Source organism: Sorangium sp. So ce145, from assembly GCF_051525985.1.
Classification (GTDB): domain Bacteria; phylum Myxococcota_A; class Polyangia; order Polyangiales; family Polyangiaceae; genus Sorangium; species Sorangium cellulosum_B.
Map to the genome: position 1 here is coordinate 3,103,367 of NZ_CP150315.1, position 16,672 is coordinate 3,120,038.

Sequence of the window (16,672 nt, forward strand, 5' to 3'; positions counted from 1 at the left end):
GCCGTGCGTACCGCCCTGGACCTCCACCGAGAGACGCCCAAGACAGAGGCGGTGGCACCCGAAGAAACGAGACAACCCGCCCATGCCTCGGCCGAAGATCCCTCGGTGGTCAGCGCTCCCCGCAACGATGCAGCGAGATCTGCTGGGCGCGTGGGCCACGCTCGTCCTCAAAATGCTACGCGTCGAGCCCACACCCGTCGAGGTCGGCCATGAGCGACAAGATCCAGCCGCAGCATCTGGAGCGTCGAGCGATGGTCTACATGCGCCAGTCCACGCTCCGTCAAGTCTACGAGCATCCTGAGTCCACGTCCCGGCAATACGCACTGAAACAGCGTGCGATCGAGCTTGGCTGGTCTGCCGACCGTATCGACGTGATCGATGAGGACCTTGGTCAGAGCGCTACAAGCGCGCAGTGGCGCACCGGCTTCCAGCGGCTGGCCGATGATGTAGCGCACGGACGCGTCGGAGCCATTTTCGCGCTGGAAGTCTCACGGCTCGCCCGCTGCTCAGCGGACTGGTACCGGCTGCTTGACTTGTGCGGCCTTGCCGATGTGATTCTCGCTGATGAGCACAGCGTCTACACTCCACGTGATTCCAACGATCGGCTTCTCCTTGGACTTAAGGGTACTATGAGCGAGGCAGAGCAGATGTGGATGCGCTTGCGACTGCACGGCGGAAAGCTCAGTAAGGCGCGTCGCGGAGAGCTCTTCTTTCACGCTCCAGGCGGCTACGAATGGGATGAAGCTGCGTGCCGTTTCCGACTCGATCCGGACGAGCACGTCCAGCGTGCTCTCCGACTCGTCTTCGAGCGCTTCCGCCTTGATGGGAGCGCCTATGCTGTGATGCGGTACTTCGCCGATCGCGGACTCAAGATGCCGGCGCGTAGCATCGCGACAGGCGAACTGCGCTGGGGGCCTCCGCGGCATGGCACAATCCTTCGCATATTGCACAACCCGACGTATGCCGGCGCGTATGTCTTCGGTCGACATGAGGAACGCCTCGCGCTTGTGAACGGTCAACCGCGCCGCCGCGTGACACGCCTGGCGCAAGAGGCATGGAAGACGTGCCTCCGCGATCGCCATCCGGCCTACATTCCATGGGAGGAATTCATGGCCAATCAACGAAAGCTGCATGACAACCGGACCCATCAAACATCACCTGATCAGCACGGCGCCGCTCGTGAAGGGCAGGCCCTGCTCCAAGGCCTCGCATTGTGCGGCAAGTGTGGTCATCGCATGGTCACGAATTATCAAGGCACGCTGCGGCGGGCATACTACAGATGCCGGACCCCGATCACGCATACCGGCGGCCGGCATGTGTGCTGTACTGTTTCGGCGCGGGTCATCGATGAGGCGGTCTCAAGGCTCTTTCTGGAGGCGACCCAGCCGCCCGATATCGAGATTGGTCTGGCTGTAGTCCGCGAAGCAGAGCGACAGTCAGACGAGGTGAACCGACAGTGGAAGCTGCGACTGGAACGGGCACGGTATGAGGCACGGCTCGCGGAGCGCCGCTATAAGGCAGTTGATCCGGACAATCGCGTCGTCGCGCGCACGCTCGAACACGAATGGAACGAGAAACTTCGTGAAGTCGAGGCGTTGGACCGAGAGCGCCAGGAGATGTTCCGACGTGAGAAGGTCAACATTACCGATGAGGACCGCCGTCGCATCTTGTCGCTTACCAAGGACCTCTCTCAGGTCTGGAACGCGCCATCCACCACGCACGCCGAGCGGAAGAATCTTCTTCGCATGCTCGTTCAGCAAGTCACCTTGAGTCCCATCGAGGTCCCTGCGCGCATGACCCGCGTGCAACTGCTCTGGAAGACGGGTGTGGTCAGTGACTTTACCGTCCCGCGGCACAGCAAGCCCATGGCCGTGGTGACGCCCCCCGAGGCGATCGAGCTTATCAAAATGCTCGTCGCTGACCAGAAGCCCGATCGGGTGATCGCCGACGAACTCAACCGCCGCGGGCTGCGCACAGGCCGCAGCGCTCGATGGAGCGCGATGTCTGTGCGCTGGATCCGCTGGCGCCACGACCTGCGGCGCCCCAGCCTCCCATCCCCCTCCGCACGTCAGCCGGACCGGCGCGCCGACGGCCTGTATTCTATCCACGGCATCGCTGCACGCTTCCACGTCACCGAGCACGCCGTGCGCTACTGGGTCGCCAAAGGCTGGCTCAAGAGCGTCGAGGGCGGTGGCCTTGGTCGTACGTTATGGTTCAAGCTCGACCGGGCAACGACCAAACGCCTGAATGAGGCCAAAGCCCGCGGCTATGGTCCGCGACCTCGAAGACATTCCCAAACCAGCATGCAGGAGGAGAATCAGTATGCGTAGGGCGTCCCGGTCAGAAGTGTTACCAGGGCTCCGCTCGTACAACTGTGCGGCCCCGTCGACCCTCCTGCGCAGCGCCGTCGGCCGTCCTGCGCAGCCCGTTGGCCTTCCTGCACAAGACCCGGCGCCCTCCTGTGCGGCCCCGTCGACCGTCCTGCGCAGCCTGGGCGCCTTCCTGCGCACCCCCGTTGGTGTCCTGCGCAACATTTGCCCTTGTCCTGCGCGGCCTCCGCGCCCCTCCTGCGCGCCCTCGCTGGTGTCCTTTGTCACCATCGTCCGGCTCCTGGGCAGCCCCGTTGAGTCTCCTGCGCAGCCCCGGCGTCGTCTCGCGCGCCTTTGGTGTATGTTGCGCAACTTTTTCTCCCTCGTGCGCCCCCTCCGCCAGCTCCGTGGCCTGCTGCCCGCGGCGCAGCCGCGGCGGGCGCGTCGCCAATTCTCCTCGATCGTTTGAACGCCGCAGCGCGCCCACGTCGTGCGTCGATCCACGCTCATGACAGCGACAGGAGCGACGATCCCGGTGTCGCGTGACCGATACAATGAAGCGGTTGACAGCGACCGAACTCTTCTGATTTAGGACATCGGGGGCATCATTCACCCGGGGAGGGCGGGACGTGCTGCTGAAAACTGACACGGGCGCTGCGGACGGACGCCAGCGCGGTGGCCGCCGATGACGGCCATGATGCCGTGATCGTGGGCACCGGGATCGCCGGCGCGATCGTGGCCCGGCGCGCCGGTCGCTGCCTGTCGTCGGCGAGCGATAGCGCCGCGGGGGCAACGCGGGGTCGCGAGGGATCGGCCGATCGCGAGGCCGACCGAGGGCCCCTCGGCGGATTCGAGGGTTGCGTCGAGCCCGTTCGGTAAGCGATAGAAGTCCCGGAGGAGGAGCGCATGGTCGGGATGGGGAGGGAGATCTGCGGCGACCTGAGGATCGCCGAAGAGCGCGAGTGGCTCGTCACCAACGGCATCGGCGGCTATGGCTCCGGGACCGTGGCCGGCTCGCTCACGCGCGGCTACCACGGGCTGCTCGTCGCCGCCCTCCGGCCGCCCGTCGATCGGTGGCTGATGCTGGTCAAGCTCGACGAGGCCGTCATGTACCGCGGCGCGGCCTGGGACCTCGCGACCAACCGCTGGGCGAGCGGCGCCGTCGCGCCGAGCGGCTTCGTCAACATCGAGCACTTCGCGCTCGAGGGCTCGATCCCTTGCTGGCGCTACGCCTGCGCCGACGCGCTGCTCGAGAAGCGCGTCTGGATGGAGCACGGCCAGAACACCACCTACGTCGCTTACACCGCGCTCCAGGCGCGCGAGCCGTTGCGCCTCACCGCGCGCGCCATCGCCAACAACCGCGTCTTCCACAACACCGGCACCGTCGCGTGGCCGGCCGAGGTCAGCGCCGCTTCGGGCGGCGTCCGCGTCGTCACGGCCGGCGACGCGCTGCCGCTGTTCCTCAAGCTGGAAGGCGGCGCGGCCACCCCCGCGACGGAGCTCTACCGCGGCTTCGCGCTCCCGGCCGAGACGGCGCGCGGGCTCCTCGACCGCGACGACCACGTCCACGTCGCGACCTTCGAGGCGACCCTCTTGCCCGGCGAGACGGTGGTGTTCCTCGCCGCCGCCGGAGACGGCACCACCGCTGTCGATCCGGAGGCCCTCCCGCGCCGCCGCGCGCGCGATCGGGCCCTCCTCTCGGCGTGGAGCGGGGCGTGGCCGTCGGGCGCGGCCGCCGCCCCCGGCTGGGTCTCGCAGCTCGTCCTCGCCGCCGACCAGTTCGTCGTGGACCGCGCGCAGACCCCCGGCGGCAGCCCCGGCAAGAGCATCATCGCCGGTTATCCCTGGTTCGAGGACTGGGGCCGCGACACGATGATCAGCCTCCCCGGCCTCGCGCTCTCGACAGGACAGGCGAGCATCGCCGCGCCGATCCTCCGCACGTTCGCCGCTTTCGTGGATCAAGGGATGTTGCCCAACCGGTTCCCCGACGGCGCCGCGCGCCCCGAATACAACACGATGGACGCCACGCTCTGGTACTTCCAGGCCATCCGCGCCTGTCACGAGGCGACCGGCGACGACGGGCTCCTGCGCGATCTGTTCCCGGTGCTGCGGGACATCGTCGACTGGCATATCCGGGGCACGCGGTATGGGATCCAGGTCGACCCGGGCGATGGCCTGCTCCGCGGCGGGCAGGACGGCGTCCAGCTCACCTGGATGGATGCCAAGGTCGGCGATCGCGTGATCACGCCGCGCATCGGCAAGCCGGTCGAGATCAACGCCCTCTGGTACAACGCGCTGCGGGCGATGGTCGCCTTCGCCGCCCGCCTCGGCGAGCCCGCCGAGCCGTATCAGGGGATGGCGGCGAGGGCCCTCGCGTCCTTCGAGCGCTTCTGGAACGCCGCCGCGGGCTACTGCTACGACGTCCTCGACGGGCCCGCCGGCGCCGAGGTGGCGCTCCGGCCGAACCAGATCTTCGCCGTGTCGCTCCCCGAGAGCCTGCTCTCCCCCGAGCGACAGCGCGCCGTGGTCGACGCGTGCGCGCGGGCGCTCCTGACCTCGTATGGGCTGCGCTCGCTCGCCCCGTCGGATCCGGCGTATCAGGGGTTCTACGGCGGCGATCAGGAGCGCCGCGACGCCGCTTACCACCAGGGCATGGTGTGGGCCTGGCTCATCGGCCCGTTCGTCGAGGCGCACCTCCGTGTTTATGGCGATCCCGACGCAGCCCGCCGTCTGCTCGCGCCGATGGGCGACCACATCAACGCCGCCGGCCTCGGCTCGATCAGCGAGATCTTCGATGGTGACGCCCCCTTCGCGCCGCGCGGCTGCATCGCTCAGGCGTGGAGCGTCGCCGAGGTGCTCCGCGCCTTCACGCTCCTCGACCAGGTGGCGTTGCCCGGATCGCTAAGCCCGTGAGATCCTGATCAGTCGCCCTTGCAGACGTCAGCGCAGGTGCCCGTCGCATCGCTGCACGCGAAGGACGCGCAGTCCGAATCGGCGGAGCAGGGCGAGCCGGCGGCGCCGAGCGGCGCGCACGCGGCGCCATCACACGCCGTGCCGGCCGCGCAGTCGTCGTCCGACGCGCATGGACCGCCCGCCTGCTCGCGCGACTGGCACGTCCCGTCCTGGCTACAGCGAAGCTCCTCCTGGCAGTCGAGGCTTCCTTTGCATGACCCGCCCGTGGCGAGCCGTGGCGCACACGTCCCCGCGTCGGGCGGCGAGGGCTGGTCGCACCGGAGCGCCTCGTCGCAGTCGAACCTCGACGAGCATGGCTCTCCGGCCGCCGCCCTCGCTTTGCATGCCGACGTCGACTGCCCGCTCGCGTCGACGGTGCGCACGCAGCGGTCCCGGGCGCAGTCCCAGTCGTTGCCGCACGTCCCGCCCTCGGGCACGGCGCCGTCCCACGCGTCGCGGCAGGACGGCGTGAACTCGGCGTTCACCCCCAGAAGCACGCCCAGGACTTCAATCTCGGCACAGGGGGCCGCGTCCACCTCGGCGAGGCACGCCTCCGCCTTCTCCGGGACGAAGGTGCCCTTCACCTCGCCTCCGCCGCTGACGGCAACGAGGATCGCTTCGAGCTGCGAGGCGCACGCGTCGGCGGAGCTCGCGTCCAGGTCATGCGCGGCCCGGGTCGCCGCGTCGCAGCACGTGAACGTGCGGTCGCAGAGGGCCTTCGCATAGCTGGAGAGGAAATCGCTGCCTGTCCGCGCCCGCGCCTCGTCGTCCCCGCATCCGGGCACGGCGGACACGGCGACGGCGACGGCCGATAGGAGCGTCGCGAACAAGACAGATCGATGCTTGCGCATGAAGAACCTCCTTGGTTCGATCGTAGATGGAGCGCCGGAGCCGAACCAGCGTGAGCGCCATGGCAAGATCCGGAATCTCCTCGCCAGGGGGTCGAGTGGTTGGCCGTTCCACGAGATCGAGCCGAGCCGGCGCCGGGCGAGCGCGTCTGTTGCGCCCCTTCAGTCGTCGTCCGTTCCTCCGGGCTGATCGCCCTCGCGCGCGGGCGAGAGCGGCCCGTCGCGGAGCTCTCCCAGCACCTCCGCGAGGCTCGACGCGACGTCGGCGAGCGCCGCGTCCACCCGGTCGGCGTGTGTCCTGAAGCTCAGGATGCACATCCGCAGCAGGAACCGCCCCCCGGCCACCACCCCCGTGAGCAGCACCCGCTGCTTCGCGTTCACCCGCGCGAGGAGGCGCCGGTTCAGCGCGTCGAGCGCCGGCCCGTCGTCGACGCCGGGCGGGCGCGCCCTGAAGGCGAGGAGCGACAGCTCGGGCTCCGCCACGACCTCGAGATGCGCCATCTGCCGGAGCGCGCCGGCGGCGCCGCGCGCGAGCGTGAGCTTCTCGTCGAGCTCGGCCCGGAAGACGGAGGCCCCATGCATCTTCAGCGGCAGCCACACCCGCAGCCCGCGCGCGTCGCGCGACAGCTCGGGGCTGATCGCGCAGAAATCCACGAGATCGTCCTCTGCCTGCATCGGCGGCATGTACGACGCGGAGAGCGCGTGCGCGCGCCGCAGCGCCTCGCGATCGCGCACCGCGAGGCAGCCCGTCCCGTACGGCAAGAAGAGGCTCTTGTGCGGGTCCAGCGTCACCGAATCGGCGCGCTCGATCCCCCGCATTGCCGCGCGGCCTCGCTCGGTGAGCGCGAAGAAGCCGCCGTACGCCGCGTCGACGTGCAGCCAGAGGCGCTCGGCCTCGGCGAGGCCGGCGAGGGCGGGCAGATCGTCGATCGCGCCGGTGCCCGTCGTGCCCGCGGAGGCGACGAGGAGGAAAGGCGAGAGGCCGCGCGCCCGGTCGCGCGCGACCGCCTCCGCCGCGGCGTCGGCCCGCATGCGGAAGCGCCCGTCCACCGGGATCTCGCGCACGGCCTCCGGCGGAAAGCCGGCGAGGAGCGCGGCCTTCGTCACCGAGTGGTGCGCTTCCTCCGAGGCATAGAGGGTCCCTCGCAGGAAGTCCGGCGGGAGGCGCTCGCGGCGCGCGGTGATCACCGCGACGAGGTTCGCGAGCGAGCCGCCCGTCGTGAGGATCCCCCCGGAGCCCTCGGGCAGGCCGAGCATGGCGCAGAACCAGGCGATGACGTTCGCCTCGATCTGCACGAGCAGGGGGGCGGCCTGGAAGACGCCGACATACCGGTTCACCGCGTCCGCGATCAGATCGGCCACGGCCGCGTGAAAGAGCCCGCCGCCCGGGATGTACCCCATGTAACCGGGGGACGCCGTGTTCAGGCTCATCGGGATGAGCTTGCCGAAGAGCTTCCGGAGGAGCTTTTCATAAGGCACGCCGCGCTCCGGCAGCGGCTCGCGGAGCGAGCGCGCGACCCGCTTGCCTCCCCGCGTCGCGTGCATCGGCTGCTCCGGCAGGCTCTCGATGTGCCGAACGATGCGGTCCATCGCGAGCTCGACCATCTCGCGCATGGCGTCGCCCGGCAGCTCGAGCGGGTGGGGGCCTGACGGTGGTCGTTTCGGGCGGGCCAACGCGCGGCATCCTACGTCATCGCGCGCTCCACGGCGGGCGGCGTTCGGGGCGAGAGCGCCGCGGGGACGCCGCGAAACGTCCAGCGACGTCCAGCGACGTCCAGCGAGGCGAGCCGCCTCGTCCGGGGTGGGCGCCGGCCTGCGATCGACGCACGAGCCGGGTCCTCCGCGAGCTCGCGGAGCGTCACGCGCGTCCGTACCCTCGTTGCCCGTGCACCACCACCGCGCGCATCTCGCGCTCGGCGTCTTGCTCCTTGATGGTCTCGCGCTTGTCGTGGCTCTTCTTCCCCCGCGCCAGCGCGATCTCGACCTTGGCAAGGCCGCTCTTGAAGTAGAGCCGGGTCGCGACGGCGGTCATCCCCTCGCGGGCGATCGAGAGGTCGATGCGCTCGATTTCGCGCCGGTGGAGGAGGAGCTTGCGCGCGCCCTTCGGCACGTGGCCGAAGGCGGCGCTGGCCATCGCGGCGATGCTCACGCCGTGCAGGAACACCTCGCCCCGGAGCACCGTGCAGAACGAGTCGGTCAAGTCGGCCTTGCCGGCGCGAAGCATCTTCACCTCGCTCCCCTTGAGGACGATGCCCGCCTCGAACCGGTCGCCGAGGTCGTAATTGAAGCCAGCGCGCTTGTTGCGCGCGATGAGCGTCTCGCCAGGCCTGGCCTTTTCCTTGGGCACGAGGGGATCTTATCCGTCGATCCCCAGCGCGGCGAAGCGCCGGGCGAACGAGAGGCCCGACGGGAGCAGCGGGCGCGCCTCGGCGAAGGCCGCGCGCGCATCGGCCTCCCGGCCGGCGCGCGCCAGGAACCAGGAAAGCAGAGCGCCTCGAGCGCCCAGAAACGTCAGCGCGCCGAGCAGGCTGCCGGCGGCCGCGATCCCCCGGCAGGGGGGCGTCATGGCGGGGACGGCGACGAGGCCCCCGGGCTCGCCGCGGTGGCGAACGCGATCCCGCTCTGCAGATCGCGGCGGGTCACGATGCCGGCGAGATCGATATCGAGGCGGACGATGGCCTGGGACACCTCGGGCCGGATGCCCGTCAGGACGACCTGCGCCCCGAGCAGCCGGACCGCCCGCGCCACCTGCAGGAGGGCGCTCGCCGAGGCCGTGTCGATGTCCGGCACGCCCGTGACGTCGATGATCGCCACCCGCGCCTGCCGCTCGACCACCTTGCCCAGCAGGTTCTCCATCATCTGCTGCGCCCGCGCCGCGTCCAGCGCGCCCACCAGCGGCAGCACGAGGACGCCCTGGCTGATGGGCACGATGGGCGACGACAGCTCCAGCAGCGTCTTCGCCTGCATCCGGAGCTTGTCCTCGAGCTGCTTTCGCTTGGTGATCACCTCCGAGAACAGCACGATCCCGCCGATCTCGCCGGTCGTCGTGTGCCACGGGAAGATCCTCCAGCTCCCCCACTCGACGTGCCCGTCGGCCCGCGGGAAGGGCTCCTCGTCATTCCCTTCCGAGGCCCCTGCGAGGCAGCGCTGGTGGATGGCCTTCCAGTGCTCGGGCATGTCGGGGAAGATCTCGTAATGGCACCGGCCAAGGACATCTTCTTCGCGCAAGCCGAAATCCGCCAGGTGGCGGTGACTGGCCAGGATATAGCGCATGTCCCGATCGAACATGGCAAACGCGGCGGGTGTGTAGGTGACAAAGAGGCGCACATGCTCCTCGCTCCGGTGCAGCGCAGCGCGGAGGTGATCCCGCTCTTGGTCCGCCTCCTCCAGCTCCCGGATGCGCTGCCTCAGGCGCTCGTTTTCCGCAATGACATCTTTGTGATCCGATTCACCGTTCATCCGTGCCCCTTGCTCTCTTCTGACCTGTATACCAAAAGCAGCGGCACAGGTCGCGGCCCGGGCTCCTGCCGCCCGGGCTCCCGCCGCCCGGGCTCCCGCCGCCCGGGCTCCCGCCGCCCGGGCGCCCGCCGCCCGGGCGCCCGCCGCCCGATCCGCCGTCGTTCCCCGCGCCGCTGCAGCCCGCCGCGAGCAGGAGAGAAGTGAGCAAGCCCAGACCGAGGGACAAGCGCCGGTACATTCCAAGGACATCGCAATCGGCGCGCCGTCGGTCACCTGAGCATAAGACAATCGATCGTAGGAGTTGCATCCGGAGTCGATGGCATGTCAGGCGGTGGTGTGCCAGGTGACGCTGCACGCCCTGACGACGTGATCGAGGTGCGGCGCGCGCCTCATCGGCGCGCTGCCTACGTGGAGGTACCGTGTTCACCTGTCGACCGATCCTCCAGCCGGAGGGCTCGCTCGCGGTGAGCCAGGGATCGCTTCCCTCTGCTGCTCACTTCCTCGGCGCGACGGCGATGGTGCCCTTGATCATCCCCCATGCCGCACTCGAATCGGAGCTCTCCTGCCTTCAGCTCGGGGAGGTCGATGGTCACCGGCTGTCCGGTCGGCAGCTCCTTGCGGATACCGAGGCTCGGGAAGACGACCTCCTTGGTGCAGTCACCGCTGTCGTGGCGGACGAGCCTGAGCTCTAGCACTACTGCGGGAGCTTCATCGCGGAAAGGGAGGAACCGCCAAGGACGCCAAGAACGCCAAATTCACGGGGAATGAACCACTCGCCTGACGCCGGTACGGACGACGGCCACGTTGAAGGTGATCAAGAGGCCAAGCCGGAGTCTTGCCGTCTTGAGATATGACAGAACCTGCGCAACGTGGATCGCGGCGATGCACTCGGTGGCCTTGAGCTGGACGACGAGCTGACTATCCACCACGAGATCCATACGAGCCTGGCCCACCAGATTCCCCTTGTCGTCCACGCCGATGGGCACTTGCCGGGCGAACGGAATGCGGCGCAGGGAGAGCTCGACGCAGAGCGCTTCCTCGTAGACGGCTTCGAGGAAGCCGGGGCCGAGAGTTCGGTGTACTTCGAGCGCGGCGCCGATGACCCAGTGAGCGAGGCGATCCAACTCCGCGTCGGGCTCGCTCCTCACTTCTTTCTTGGCGTCCTGGGTGTCTTGGCGGTTCATCTCGTGTCTATCGCCATAACCCCGCCCTCAGCTGCGTGCTCCGCCGCAAAACGCGGTTGGCACGTTGGATGCCCTCGAGAGGAGCGCCATGAAGAGCCTATCCCAGGAAGAGATCCGCGATCTGGCCAGGGTCGTCCTCGCGACGAAGCCCGACGAGCTGATCTGCGACGAATGGCTTGAGCACGCGCCGCGGTACGCCGAGCTCGTCGCGGAGGGCGCCCCGGTGCCCGAGGCGCTGGTCGAGGCCGCGCAGCACCTCGACCTGTGCCCCGAGTGCGCCGAGGAGCTGCGCGCCTGCCTCCTCGCGCTGGCGGCGCGCTGACGACCGGAAGTGCCGATTCCATCGCCTGGTCGGTGAGTGAGGCTCCTCCGTTCGCCTAGTTATCGAAGAGGACGTCCGCGCGGCTGTCCGCCAGCGCGTCGTTGCTCTCGCTCCTCCTCGGACCTCCGGCGCCGTGATAGCGGAAGCCGCTGTGGCCCTGCGCCTGGCTCAAGGAGGCACCAGGGACCGCGTCCGTCACGATCATCGGTTGCCCGACGACCGTGGGGAACGCCCCAGGGTGCGCAATCCTCGCGGGGGTTGCGGCGGTCGCCTCGGTGTGAAGACCGGAGTTGGCCTTCAGGTTCGAGGTGGCGGGCGTCGATGCGTGCGCCATTGCCCCGCCGACGAACAACAACATACCACTGATCGCCATGATGTTCTTGCGAACCATGCTCGTCCCCTTTCATTCGATCGTGTGACGTTTGTATCCATCGGACATGATATCCGCGAATGTCGAGCGCATCGCCCGCGCGAACGAGGTCTCCGCAAGGCTCCGCGCATCGAGCCGGCGCCCAAGTGGCGTCAGGACGCCCCGAGCAAAAGCACGCGTCGTGCCCGCCTCTCGCGCCGCCGGCCTGGCGCGTACCGCCGCCGCATCACCGAGCCATGGGCGGGGCGCCGCCGGCTCGACGGCGAGACCCGCGCGCAGCCTGCGTGATCGAGCAAACCGTTGCGCGCAACCTTCTGCCCGGTTTATCACGCTCCTATGCCAGGAGGTCGCCACCTCCGGCGGCGACGTGGCGCGACGGGCCAGCCCGACCAGCACAGGCCAGCTGACGCCGCCATCCGGTCGACGGCGAGCTGCGCCTGGAGCCAGGGGAGAAGGTCCCGGTCCGCCTGGACGGGCGCGAAGGAGATGAACGAATACCGGCCGATCAGGGCGTCTCGGAGAGCCGCGGCGTACACCGGCCCTCCGAGCACACCGCCGTCATTCCCTCCGGATACACGGGCGCGCAGGGAGGGCACGCGACGATCTCTTCAGGGCAAACGAGGGCGCCGAGATCCCCGCTCTGGTTGAGGGCGACGATGCCTTTGCCGTCGCACGACTCGCAGCACCCGACGCCGTCGCGCAGCGCGCAGTCCGCGTCTTTCGTGCATTCCGTCAGCGGGGATTCGCGCACGTCGACGACGACGCAGCGCCCGCTCTCGCATGTGGCGGCGAAGTACTGGGAGGTGCTCTCGGCCTCGCCGACCTCCGGGCATCGCTCGCACTGCGTGTCCCCGCACCCGCTGGCATTCCAGAAATCCGCCACCGCGTCGCGGTGGAGGGCGACGAACGCGCTGGCGTCGACCGGGTCGCAGGAGGCGCAGCAGCGCGGCGGCGCGAGGACGCAATCGCCCGGCGCCGCGCATGCATCCATGTCCGTGGTGGTGCCCTGACAGGTCTCCAGGCACGCCGCGAGCGACTCGAAGCGGTTCGCGTTGCCCTCGCAACCACCATAGATGAACGGAACACACTCGCCGGTGCCAGGGTCGTGCCAGTAGCTCGGGATCGCCGCGTCGCAGGGGCCGGTCTCCTGCGGCAGCGCGCAACGGTCCGGCGATTCGCCGCCGGCGCCGCTGCTCGCGGCCGAGCCGCCGCCGCTGCCAGCGACCGAGCTGCTGGAGCCGCCGCCGCTGCCAGCGACCGGGCCCCCGCCGCCCGGGCCCCCGCCGCCCGGGCCTCCACCGCCCGATCCGCCGTCGTTCCCCGCGCCGCTGCAGCCCGCCGCGAGCATGAGAGAAGTGAGCAAGCCCAGACCGAGGGACAAGCGCTGGTAGTTTCCAAACACGTTGCAATCGGCGCGCCGTCGGTCACCTGCGCATAAGACAATCGATCGTAGGAGTTGCATCCGTGGTCGATGGCATGTCAGCCGGTGGTGTGCCAGGTGACGCTGCGCGCCGTGACGACGTGATCGAGGTGCGGCGCGCCCCTCTCCGGAGCGCCCCCTACGTGGAGGTACCGTGTCCCACCTGTCGACCGATCCGCCAGCCGGGGGGGTGGCTCGCGGTGAGCCAGAGATCGCTTCCCTCTGCTGCTCACTTCCTCGGCGCGACGGCGATCGTGCCCTTGATCATCCCCATGCCGCACTCGAATTGGAGCTCCCCTGCCTTCAGCTCCGGGAGGTCGATGGTCACCGGCTGCCCGGTCGGCAGCTCCTTGCGGATACCGAGGCTCGGGAAGACGATCTCCTTGGTGCAGCCGCCGCTGTCGTGTCGGACGAGCCGGAGCTTCAGCCGCTCCCCCTCGACCGCGGCGATCTTGTCCGGCACGAAGGCGCCGTGGACCATGATCTCGACCACGCGAGGGGCCTTCTGCGGCTCGGCGCTCGCGGGCTGAGAGCAGCCGAGCGCGGAGGCGACCGAGGTGATGCCGAGCGCGATCGAGAAGATTGCGTGCGTGACCTTCATGAGAAGCTCCTTTCAGGTGCCGCGGGAGGACGCGCGGGTCTCCGTCGCATTACAGTCGAGCGTGGGAAACCGGCTCGCCTGCCGGGACCGGCGACGCGCGCCCCCGCCGGGCCCTCGTCGGGGAGATTGACTTTCGGAGCGCGTTTGGATTTCTTAGCCCCATAGCCGGGCGACACTGTCCCGACCCAGGGGGAGGCGACGTCTTGCCGTACCGCGACAAGCTGGATGCTGCTTCGGGCACGGGGAAGCTGATCACGGTCCGCCGCTACCTCGATCCGGTCGCGGCCCAGATGGACCGCACGCTGCTCTCGGCCAACGGCATCGAGTCCCACGTGTTCGAGGCGGCGAGCTACAACCCGATGCTGAGCGGCGCCGCCGGCGGCACGCAGCTGCAGGTGCGCGAGGGCGATCTCCAGCGCGCGGAGGGGCTGCTCGAGGTCCACCCCGGCGGGGAGTCGGCCAGCAACGACGACGAGGAGGCCGCCGGGGTCCGCTGCCCGCGCTGCGAGCTCCCCTACTGCTTCCACGAGCGCCTGCGCCTCGAGGGCTCGAGCGCCGCCGCCGCGCTCGCGATCCTCGCCGCGCCGCTCATGCTGTTCCTGCCGAGGCGCTGGCACTGCCACAAGTGCGGCCATGTCTGGGACGATCCGCAGGCGGGGCCCGCCGCGATGACGAAGCTCGAGGAGGGCGATCCGCGACCGGTCTTCCGCCTGCGGCGGGCGCACTCGGGCATGGGCCTGTTCCTCGGCCTGCTCGCGGGCTTCTGCGGGGCGATCCTGGTCGCGGCCGCCCTGCCGCGCGGCGCCGGTGGGGGGCTCGCCTTCGCCGTGCTCCTCGGGGCGCCGCTCGTCGGCTGGGCCGTCGGTCACTGGTGGCAGTACGATCTCTGCTCCGAGCCGGGCTGCCGCACGGCGCTGGCGTCCGATCGGAGCGAGTGCCCGCGCTGCGGCGGTGCCATCGCCGGCGTCGTTCGGTCGGCTGACGAGCACCACGCGGCGGCCGCGGATTTCCGGCGCGAGCTCAGCGCGCTGCGGGCGGCGGACCGGGCGCGCGAGGGCGAGAGGAAGAAGCGAAGGAAGAATCGGCCAGCCGGCGCCGCGGGTTGAGGACGAATGGCCCTTGCCCCTCGAACGTCTTGGCCGCTTGGAGGATGTCGCCCCCATGCCTGACGGCGCTCTCACCGCCGTGGTCGATGACACGATCTGGACCCTGGACCGCCCCGTGTGGTTCAGCGGGGTACGGATGCGCGCCCGCACGACGGTCGTACGCCTCGAGGACGGCAGTTTGCTCCTGCACACCCCGGCCCCTCCCACCGATGCGCTGGCAGAGCAGCTACGCGCCCTGGGCCCCGTGCGCTGGCTCCTGGTACCCAACTGCTGGCATCACCTCGGGACACCCGCGGCGGCGGCCCGTTTCCCCGAGGCGCGCGTGGTGGGACCGGCGTCGGCGCTCGACAGGAACAAGGCGTTGAGAATCGACGTGGATATCCACGACGCCCGGTTCGGCGAGCTTGTCCCCGAGCTCGAGGCCTTGCCGCTTCGGGGCGTGCCGTTCTGGGACGAGACAGTGCTCTACCATCGGCCGACGCAAACCCTGCTGGGCGCAGACATCGTCCTTTGCGCTTGCGCCAAGGACCACTGGACTTTGCGTTACGCCGCGCGCCTTACTGGCTTCTACGAGCGGGTGCGCGTGCCTCCCGACGCCAGAAAGAAGATTCCGGACAGGAGCGCGGCGGCGCGCTCCATCCGCGCCATGCTGGAGCGACCGGCCCAGCGCCTCATCGTGGGGCATGCCGAGGTCATCGAAGAAGGTTGGCGCGACGGCCTCGCACGAGCCTGGCGACTGGAGGGCGTGGAGGTGTAGGTTGACAGCGCCGCTTCCATGAGGCTCTCGCCGAGCGAAAGCCCCGTCATAGCTCGAGCGAGAAATGAGCCGCCAAGGCGCCAAGGACGCCAAGAACAAAACACAAAACACAATCTTGGCGCGCTTGGCGGTTCAAATCCCTGCTCTTTTCTGGGGTTTCACCCCGTTTGTCGCTCTAGCCGGAGCGCCGGAACAGGCTCAGCAACCGCCGGAGCAGCCCCGGCTTCGCGGCCGGCGCGCTCGCCGCCGGCGCCGGCGCCGCCTGGTCGCGGCGTGTCGACCTCGGCGCCGCATCGCGGGGCTTCGCCACGGCGGCGTCACGGGGCTTTGCTGCAGCGGGAGGCGCTCCGGGCTCCTCGCGGGCGGCCTCCACGCGCTGGTCCGCGGTGGGCTCGGCCGCGCGGCTCGGTGCCTGCTTCGCTGCCTTCTTTTCGGCCCGCGCCTGGACTCTGGCCTTCATTGCCTCCTTGGCGGTGAGCGCGGGCTTCTTCTTCCGCGGGAATGCGGCGCTCGGCGGAGGCACCCATACGGCGTCCCGGCGCGGCTCGGGGGTCGCCGCCGTCTCCGGCGCGGGAGCCGGCGCCACGCCGCGCGTCTCGGCGGGCTGCGGCCGCCGCGACGCCCTGGAGGCGCCGGCCTCTCCCGCGGCGGGCGCGCGCTTCGCCTCGGCGAGCGCGGCGTTGCGCTCCGCCTCGCTCTGCGCGGGGTCTGCGGTGGCGGCCGCGCGCTGCTCTCGCGTGGCGGCGCCCGGCGCTGGATGGGCCGCGGGCGCGCGGGTCTGGGTAGCGCCCCCGGCGCCTGTCCGGCCGCGCGGCGCCGCCCCATCCCGCGCCCACCTGGTCTTGTCCGGCGAGCGGCGCTCGGCCGCGTTGCCGTCGCGCGCCCCGCGCTCGGCCGGGCCGCTGTCGTGTCCTGCGCGCTCCACCGGCCCGCGCCCGCGCGCTCCGCGGTCGGCAGGTCCGCGCTCCGCTGGCCGCGCCGGGCGCCGCGGCGGCGGTTCCTGCGCGGGCGCTGGCGTGCGCGGCCGGCGCATGTCGATGACCCGCGGCGGCCGCGATCGAGCCGGCGCAGCGGCGGCAGGCGCAGCGGCGGCCGGCGCCGCCACGGCGTCTGCCGCGCTCGCTGCGCCCGCCGTCGTGGTCGTGCCGCCGGAAGAGGCCTCCGCGCCCGCCTCCGCCGGCTCTCCGGCGGCTTCCGTCGCGCGCTCCTCGGCGGGCCCCGCGCTCTCCGGTTGCCCCTCCCCGTTTTCCGCTGTGCTTTGCTCGACCATGGGGCTCCTCCATAGCGTTGTCGGGCGCTCCGCGAAACCGGATCTCACCGCCTCGCACGCGCGGCCTGCGCGGT

At 70.2% G+C, this 16,672-nt stretch carries 16 protein-coding genes; 5 read left to right on the plus strand and 11 right to left on the minus strand.

The features are described 5' to 3' along the window. Positions 1–209: 209 nt before the first annotated feature. Together WMF34_RS11935 and WMF34_RS11940 are read left to right on the plus strand one after the other, a co-directional pair. Positions 210–2,330: a recombinase family protein gene (locus tag WMF34_RS11935; protein WP_437990100.1), complete on the plus strand. Its 2,121-nt coding sequence runs from the start codon at positions 210–212 to the stop codon at positions 2,328–2,330. Positions 2,331–3,215: 885 nt separating this feature from the next. Beyond that, positions 3,216–5,222, plus strand: coding sequence for an amylo-alpha-1,6-glucosidase (locus WMF34_RS11940; RefSeq protein WP_437993371.1), 2,007 nt, complete (start codon positions 3,216–3,218; stop codon positions 5,220–5,222). 8 nt (positions 5,223–5,230) lie between these two features. On the opposite strand, the gene WMF34_RS11945 is transcribed toward WMF34_RS11940, so the two are convergent. From WMF34_RS11945 to WMF34_RS11975, 7 genes are all read right to left on the minus strand, one after another. Next, positions 5,231–6,112, minus strand: a complete 882-nt coding sequence (locus WMF34_RS11945) for a hypothetical protein (RefSeq protein WP_437993372.1) — start codon at positions 6,110–6,112, stop codon at positions 5,231–5,233. 159 nt (positions 6,113–6,271) lie between these two features. Then, on the minus strand, positions 6,272–7,783 hold the full coding sequence (locus tag WMF34_RS11950) for a pyridoxal phosphate-dependent decarboxylase family protein (protein ID WP_437993373.1): 1,512 nt from the start codon (positions 7,781–7,783) through the stop codon (positions 6,272–6,274). 184 nt (positions 7,784–7,967) lie between these two features. Continuing rightward, positions 7,968–8,456, minus strand: coding sequence for an SsrA-binding protein SmpB (gene smpB, locus WMF34_RS11955; protein WP_012234932.1), 489 nt, complete (start codon positions 8,454–8,456; stop codon positions 7,968–7,970). Between the two features lie 9 nt (positions 8,457–8,465). Continuing rightward, complete coding sequence (locus WMF34_RS11960) at positions 8,466–8,675, minus strand: hypothetical protein (protein WP_437993374.1); 210 nt, start codon at positions 8,673–8,675, stop codon at positions 8,466–8,468. Continuing rightward, entirely contained in the window at positions 8,672–9,568 is an 897-nt protein-coding gene (locus WMF34_RS11965) for an STAS domain-containing protein (protein WP_437993375.1), read from the minus strand. Before WMF34_RS11965 ends, WMF34_RS11960 begins: the two co-directional genes overlap by 4 nt. Positions 9,569–9,972: 404 nt before the next feature. After that, positions 9,973–10,323, minus strand: coding sequence for a cupredoxin domain-containing protein (locus WMF34_RS11970; protein WP_080598846.1), 351 nt, complete (start codon positions 10,321–10,323; stop codon positions 9,973–9,975). After that, entirely contained in the window at positions 10,324–10,752 is a 429-nt protein-coding gene (locus WMF34_RS11975) for a GxxExxY protein (protein ID WP_012234935.1), read from the minus strand. Between the two features lie 88 nt (positions 10,753–10,840). Between WMF34_RS11975 and WMF34_RS11980 the strand changes: the two genes are divergently transcribed. After that, the gene (locus WMF34_RS11980) at positions 10,841–11,074 is read left to right on the plus strand and encodes a hypothetical protein (RefSeq protein ID WP_437993376.1); all 234 of its coding nucleotides are present in this window, start codon (positions 10,841–10,843) and stop codon (positions 11,072–11,074) included. A 55-nt stretch (positions 11,075–11,129) separates the two neighbouring features. Here the strand turns inward: WMF34_RS11980 and WMF34_RS11985 are convergent, their stop codons facing one another. The 3 genes from WMF34_RS11985 to WMF34_RS11995 form a co-directional block, all read right to left on the minus strand. Next, positions 11,130–11,465: a hypothetical protein gene (locus WMF34_RS11985; RefSeq protein ID WP_157906620.1), complete on the minus strand. Its 336-nt coding sequence runs from the start codon at positions 11,463–11,465 to the stop codon at positions 11,130–11,132. 484 nt (positions 11,466–11,949) lie between these two features. After that, positions 11,950–12,807 carry a BPTI/Kunitz domain-containing protein gene (locus WMF34_RS11990; protein ID WP_044964676.1) on the minus strand — a complete coding sequence of 286 codons (858 nt, stop codon included), beginning with the start codon at positions 12,805–12,807 and terminating at the stop codon, positions 11,950–11,952. A 286-nt stretch (positions 12,808–13,093) separates the two neighbouring features. After that, entirely contained in the window at positions 13,094–13,465 is a 372-nt protein-coding gene (locus WMF34_RS11995; RefSeq protein WP_012234939.1) for a cupredoxin domain-containing protein, read from the minus strand. A 203-nt stretch (positions 13,466–13,668) separates the two neighbouring features. Here WMF34_RS11995 and WMF34_RS12000 point away from each other — a divergent pair, with 203 nt between their 5' ends. Continuing rightward, positions 13,669–14,571 (plus strand): hypothetical protein, encoded by a 903-nt coding sequence (locus tag WMF34_RS12000; protein ID WP_437993377.1) that lies wholly within the window; start codon positions 13,669–13,671, stop codon positions 14,569–14,571. A 55-nt stretch (positions 14,572–14,626) separates the two neighbouring features. After that, a complete protein-coding gene (locus WMF34_RS12005) occupies positions 14,627–15,328 on the plus strand; it encodes a DUF4336 domain-containing protein (protein WP_437993378.1) in 702 nt (233 codons plus the stop codon). 175 nt (positions 15,329–15,503) lie between these two features. Here the strand turns inward: WMF34_RS12005 and WMF34_RS12010 are convergent, their stop codons facing one another. Further along, on the minus strand, positions 15,504–16,598 hold the full coding sequence (locus tag WMF34_RS12010; protein WP_437993379.1) for a hypothetical protein: 1,095 nt from the start codon (positions 16,596–16,598) through the stop codon (positions 15,504–15,506). Positions 16,599–16,672: the final 74 nt, after the last annotated feature.

What these genes read in the sequence shown, in the direction of transcription:
- WMF34_RS11935 (WP_437990100.1), top strand. Translation starts at nt 210, where the DNA reads ATGAGCGACAAGATCCAGCCGCAGCATCTGGAGCGTCGAGCGATGGTC.
- WMF34_RS11940 (WP_437993371.1), top strand. Translation starts at nt 3,216, where the DNA reads ATGGTCGGGATGGGGAGGGAGATCTGCGGCGACCTGAGGATCGCCGAA.
- WMF34_RS11945 (WP_437993372.1), bottom strand. Translation starts at nt 6,112, where the DNA reads ATGCGCAAGCATCGATCTGTCTTGTTCGCGACGCTCCTATCGGCCGTC.
- WMF34_RS11960 (WP_437993374.1), bottom strand. Translation starts at nt 8,675, where the DNA reads ATGACGCCCCCCTGCCGGGGGATCGCGGCCGCCGGCAGCCTGCTCGGC.
- WMF34_RS11965 (WP_437993375.1), bottom strand. Translation starts at nt 9,568, where the DNA reads ATGAACGGTGAATCGGATCACAAAGATGTCATTGCGGAAAACGAGCGC.
- WMF34_RS11975 (WP_012234935.1), bottom strand. Translation starts at nt 10,752, where the DNA reads ATGAACCGCCAAGACACCCAGGACGCCAAGAAAGAAGTGAGGAGCGAG.
- WMF34_RS11980 (WP_437993376.1), top strand. Translation starts at nt 10,841, where the DNA reads ATGAAGAGCCTATCCCAGGAAGAGATCCGCGATCTGGCCAGGGTCGTC.
- WMF34_RS11985 (WP_157906620.1), bottom strand. Translation starts at nt 11,465, where the DNA reads ATGGTTCGCAAGAACATCATGGCGATCAGTGGTATGTTGTTGTTCGTC.
- WMF34_RS11995 (WP_012234939.1), bottom strand. Translation starts at nt 13,465, where the DNA reads ATGAAGGTCACGCACGCAATCTTCTCGATCGCGCTCGGCATCACCTCG.
- WMF34_RS12005 (WP_437993378.1), top strand. Translation starts at nt 14,627, where the DNA reads ATGCCTGACGGCGCTCTCACCGCCGTGGTCGATGACACGATCTGGACC.
- WMF34_RS12010 (WP_437993379.1), bottom strand. Translation starts at nt 16,598, where the DNA reads ATGGTCGAGCAAAGCACAGCGGAAAACGGGGAGGGGCAACCGGAGAGC.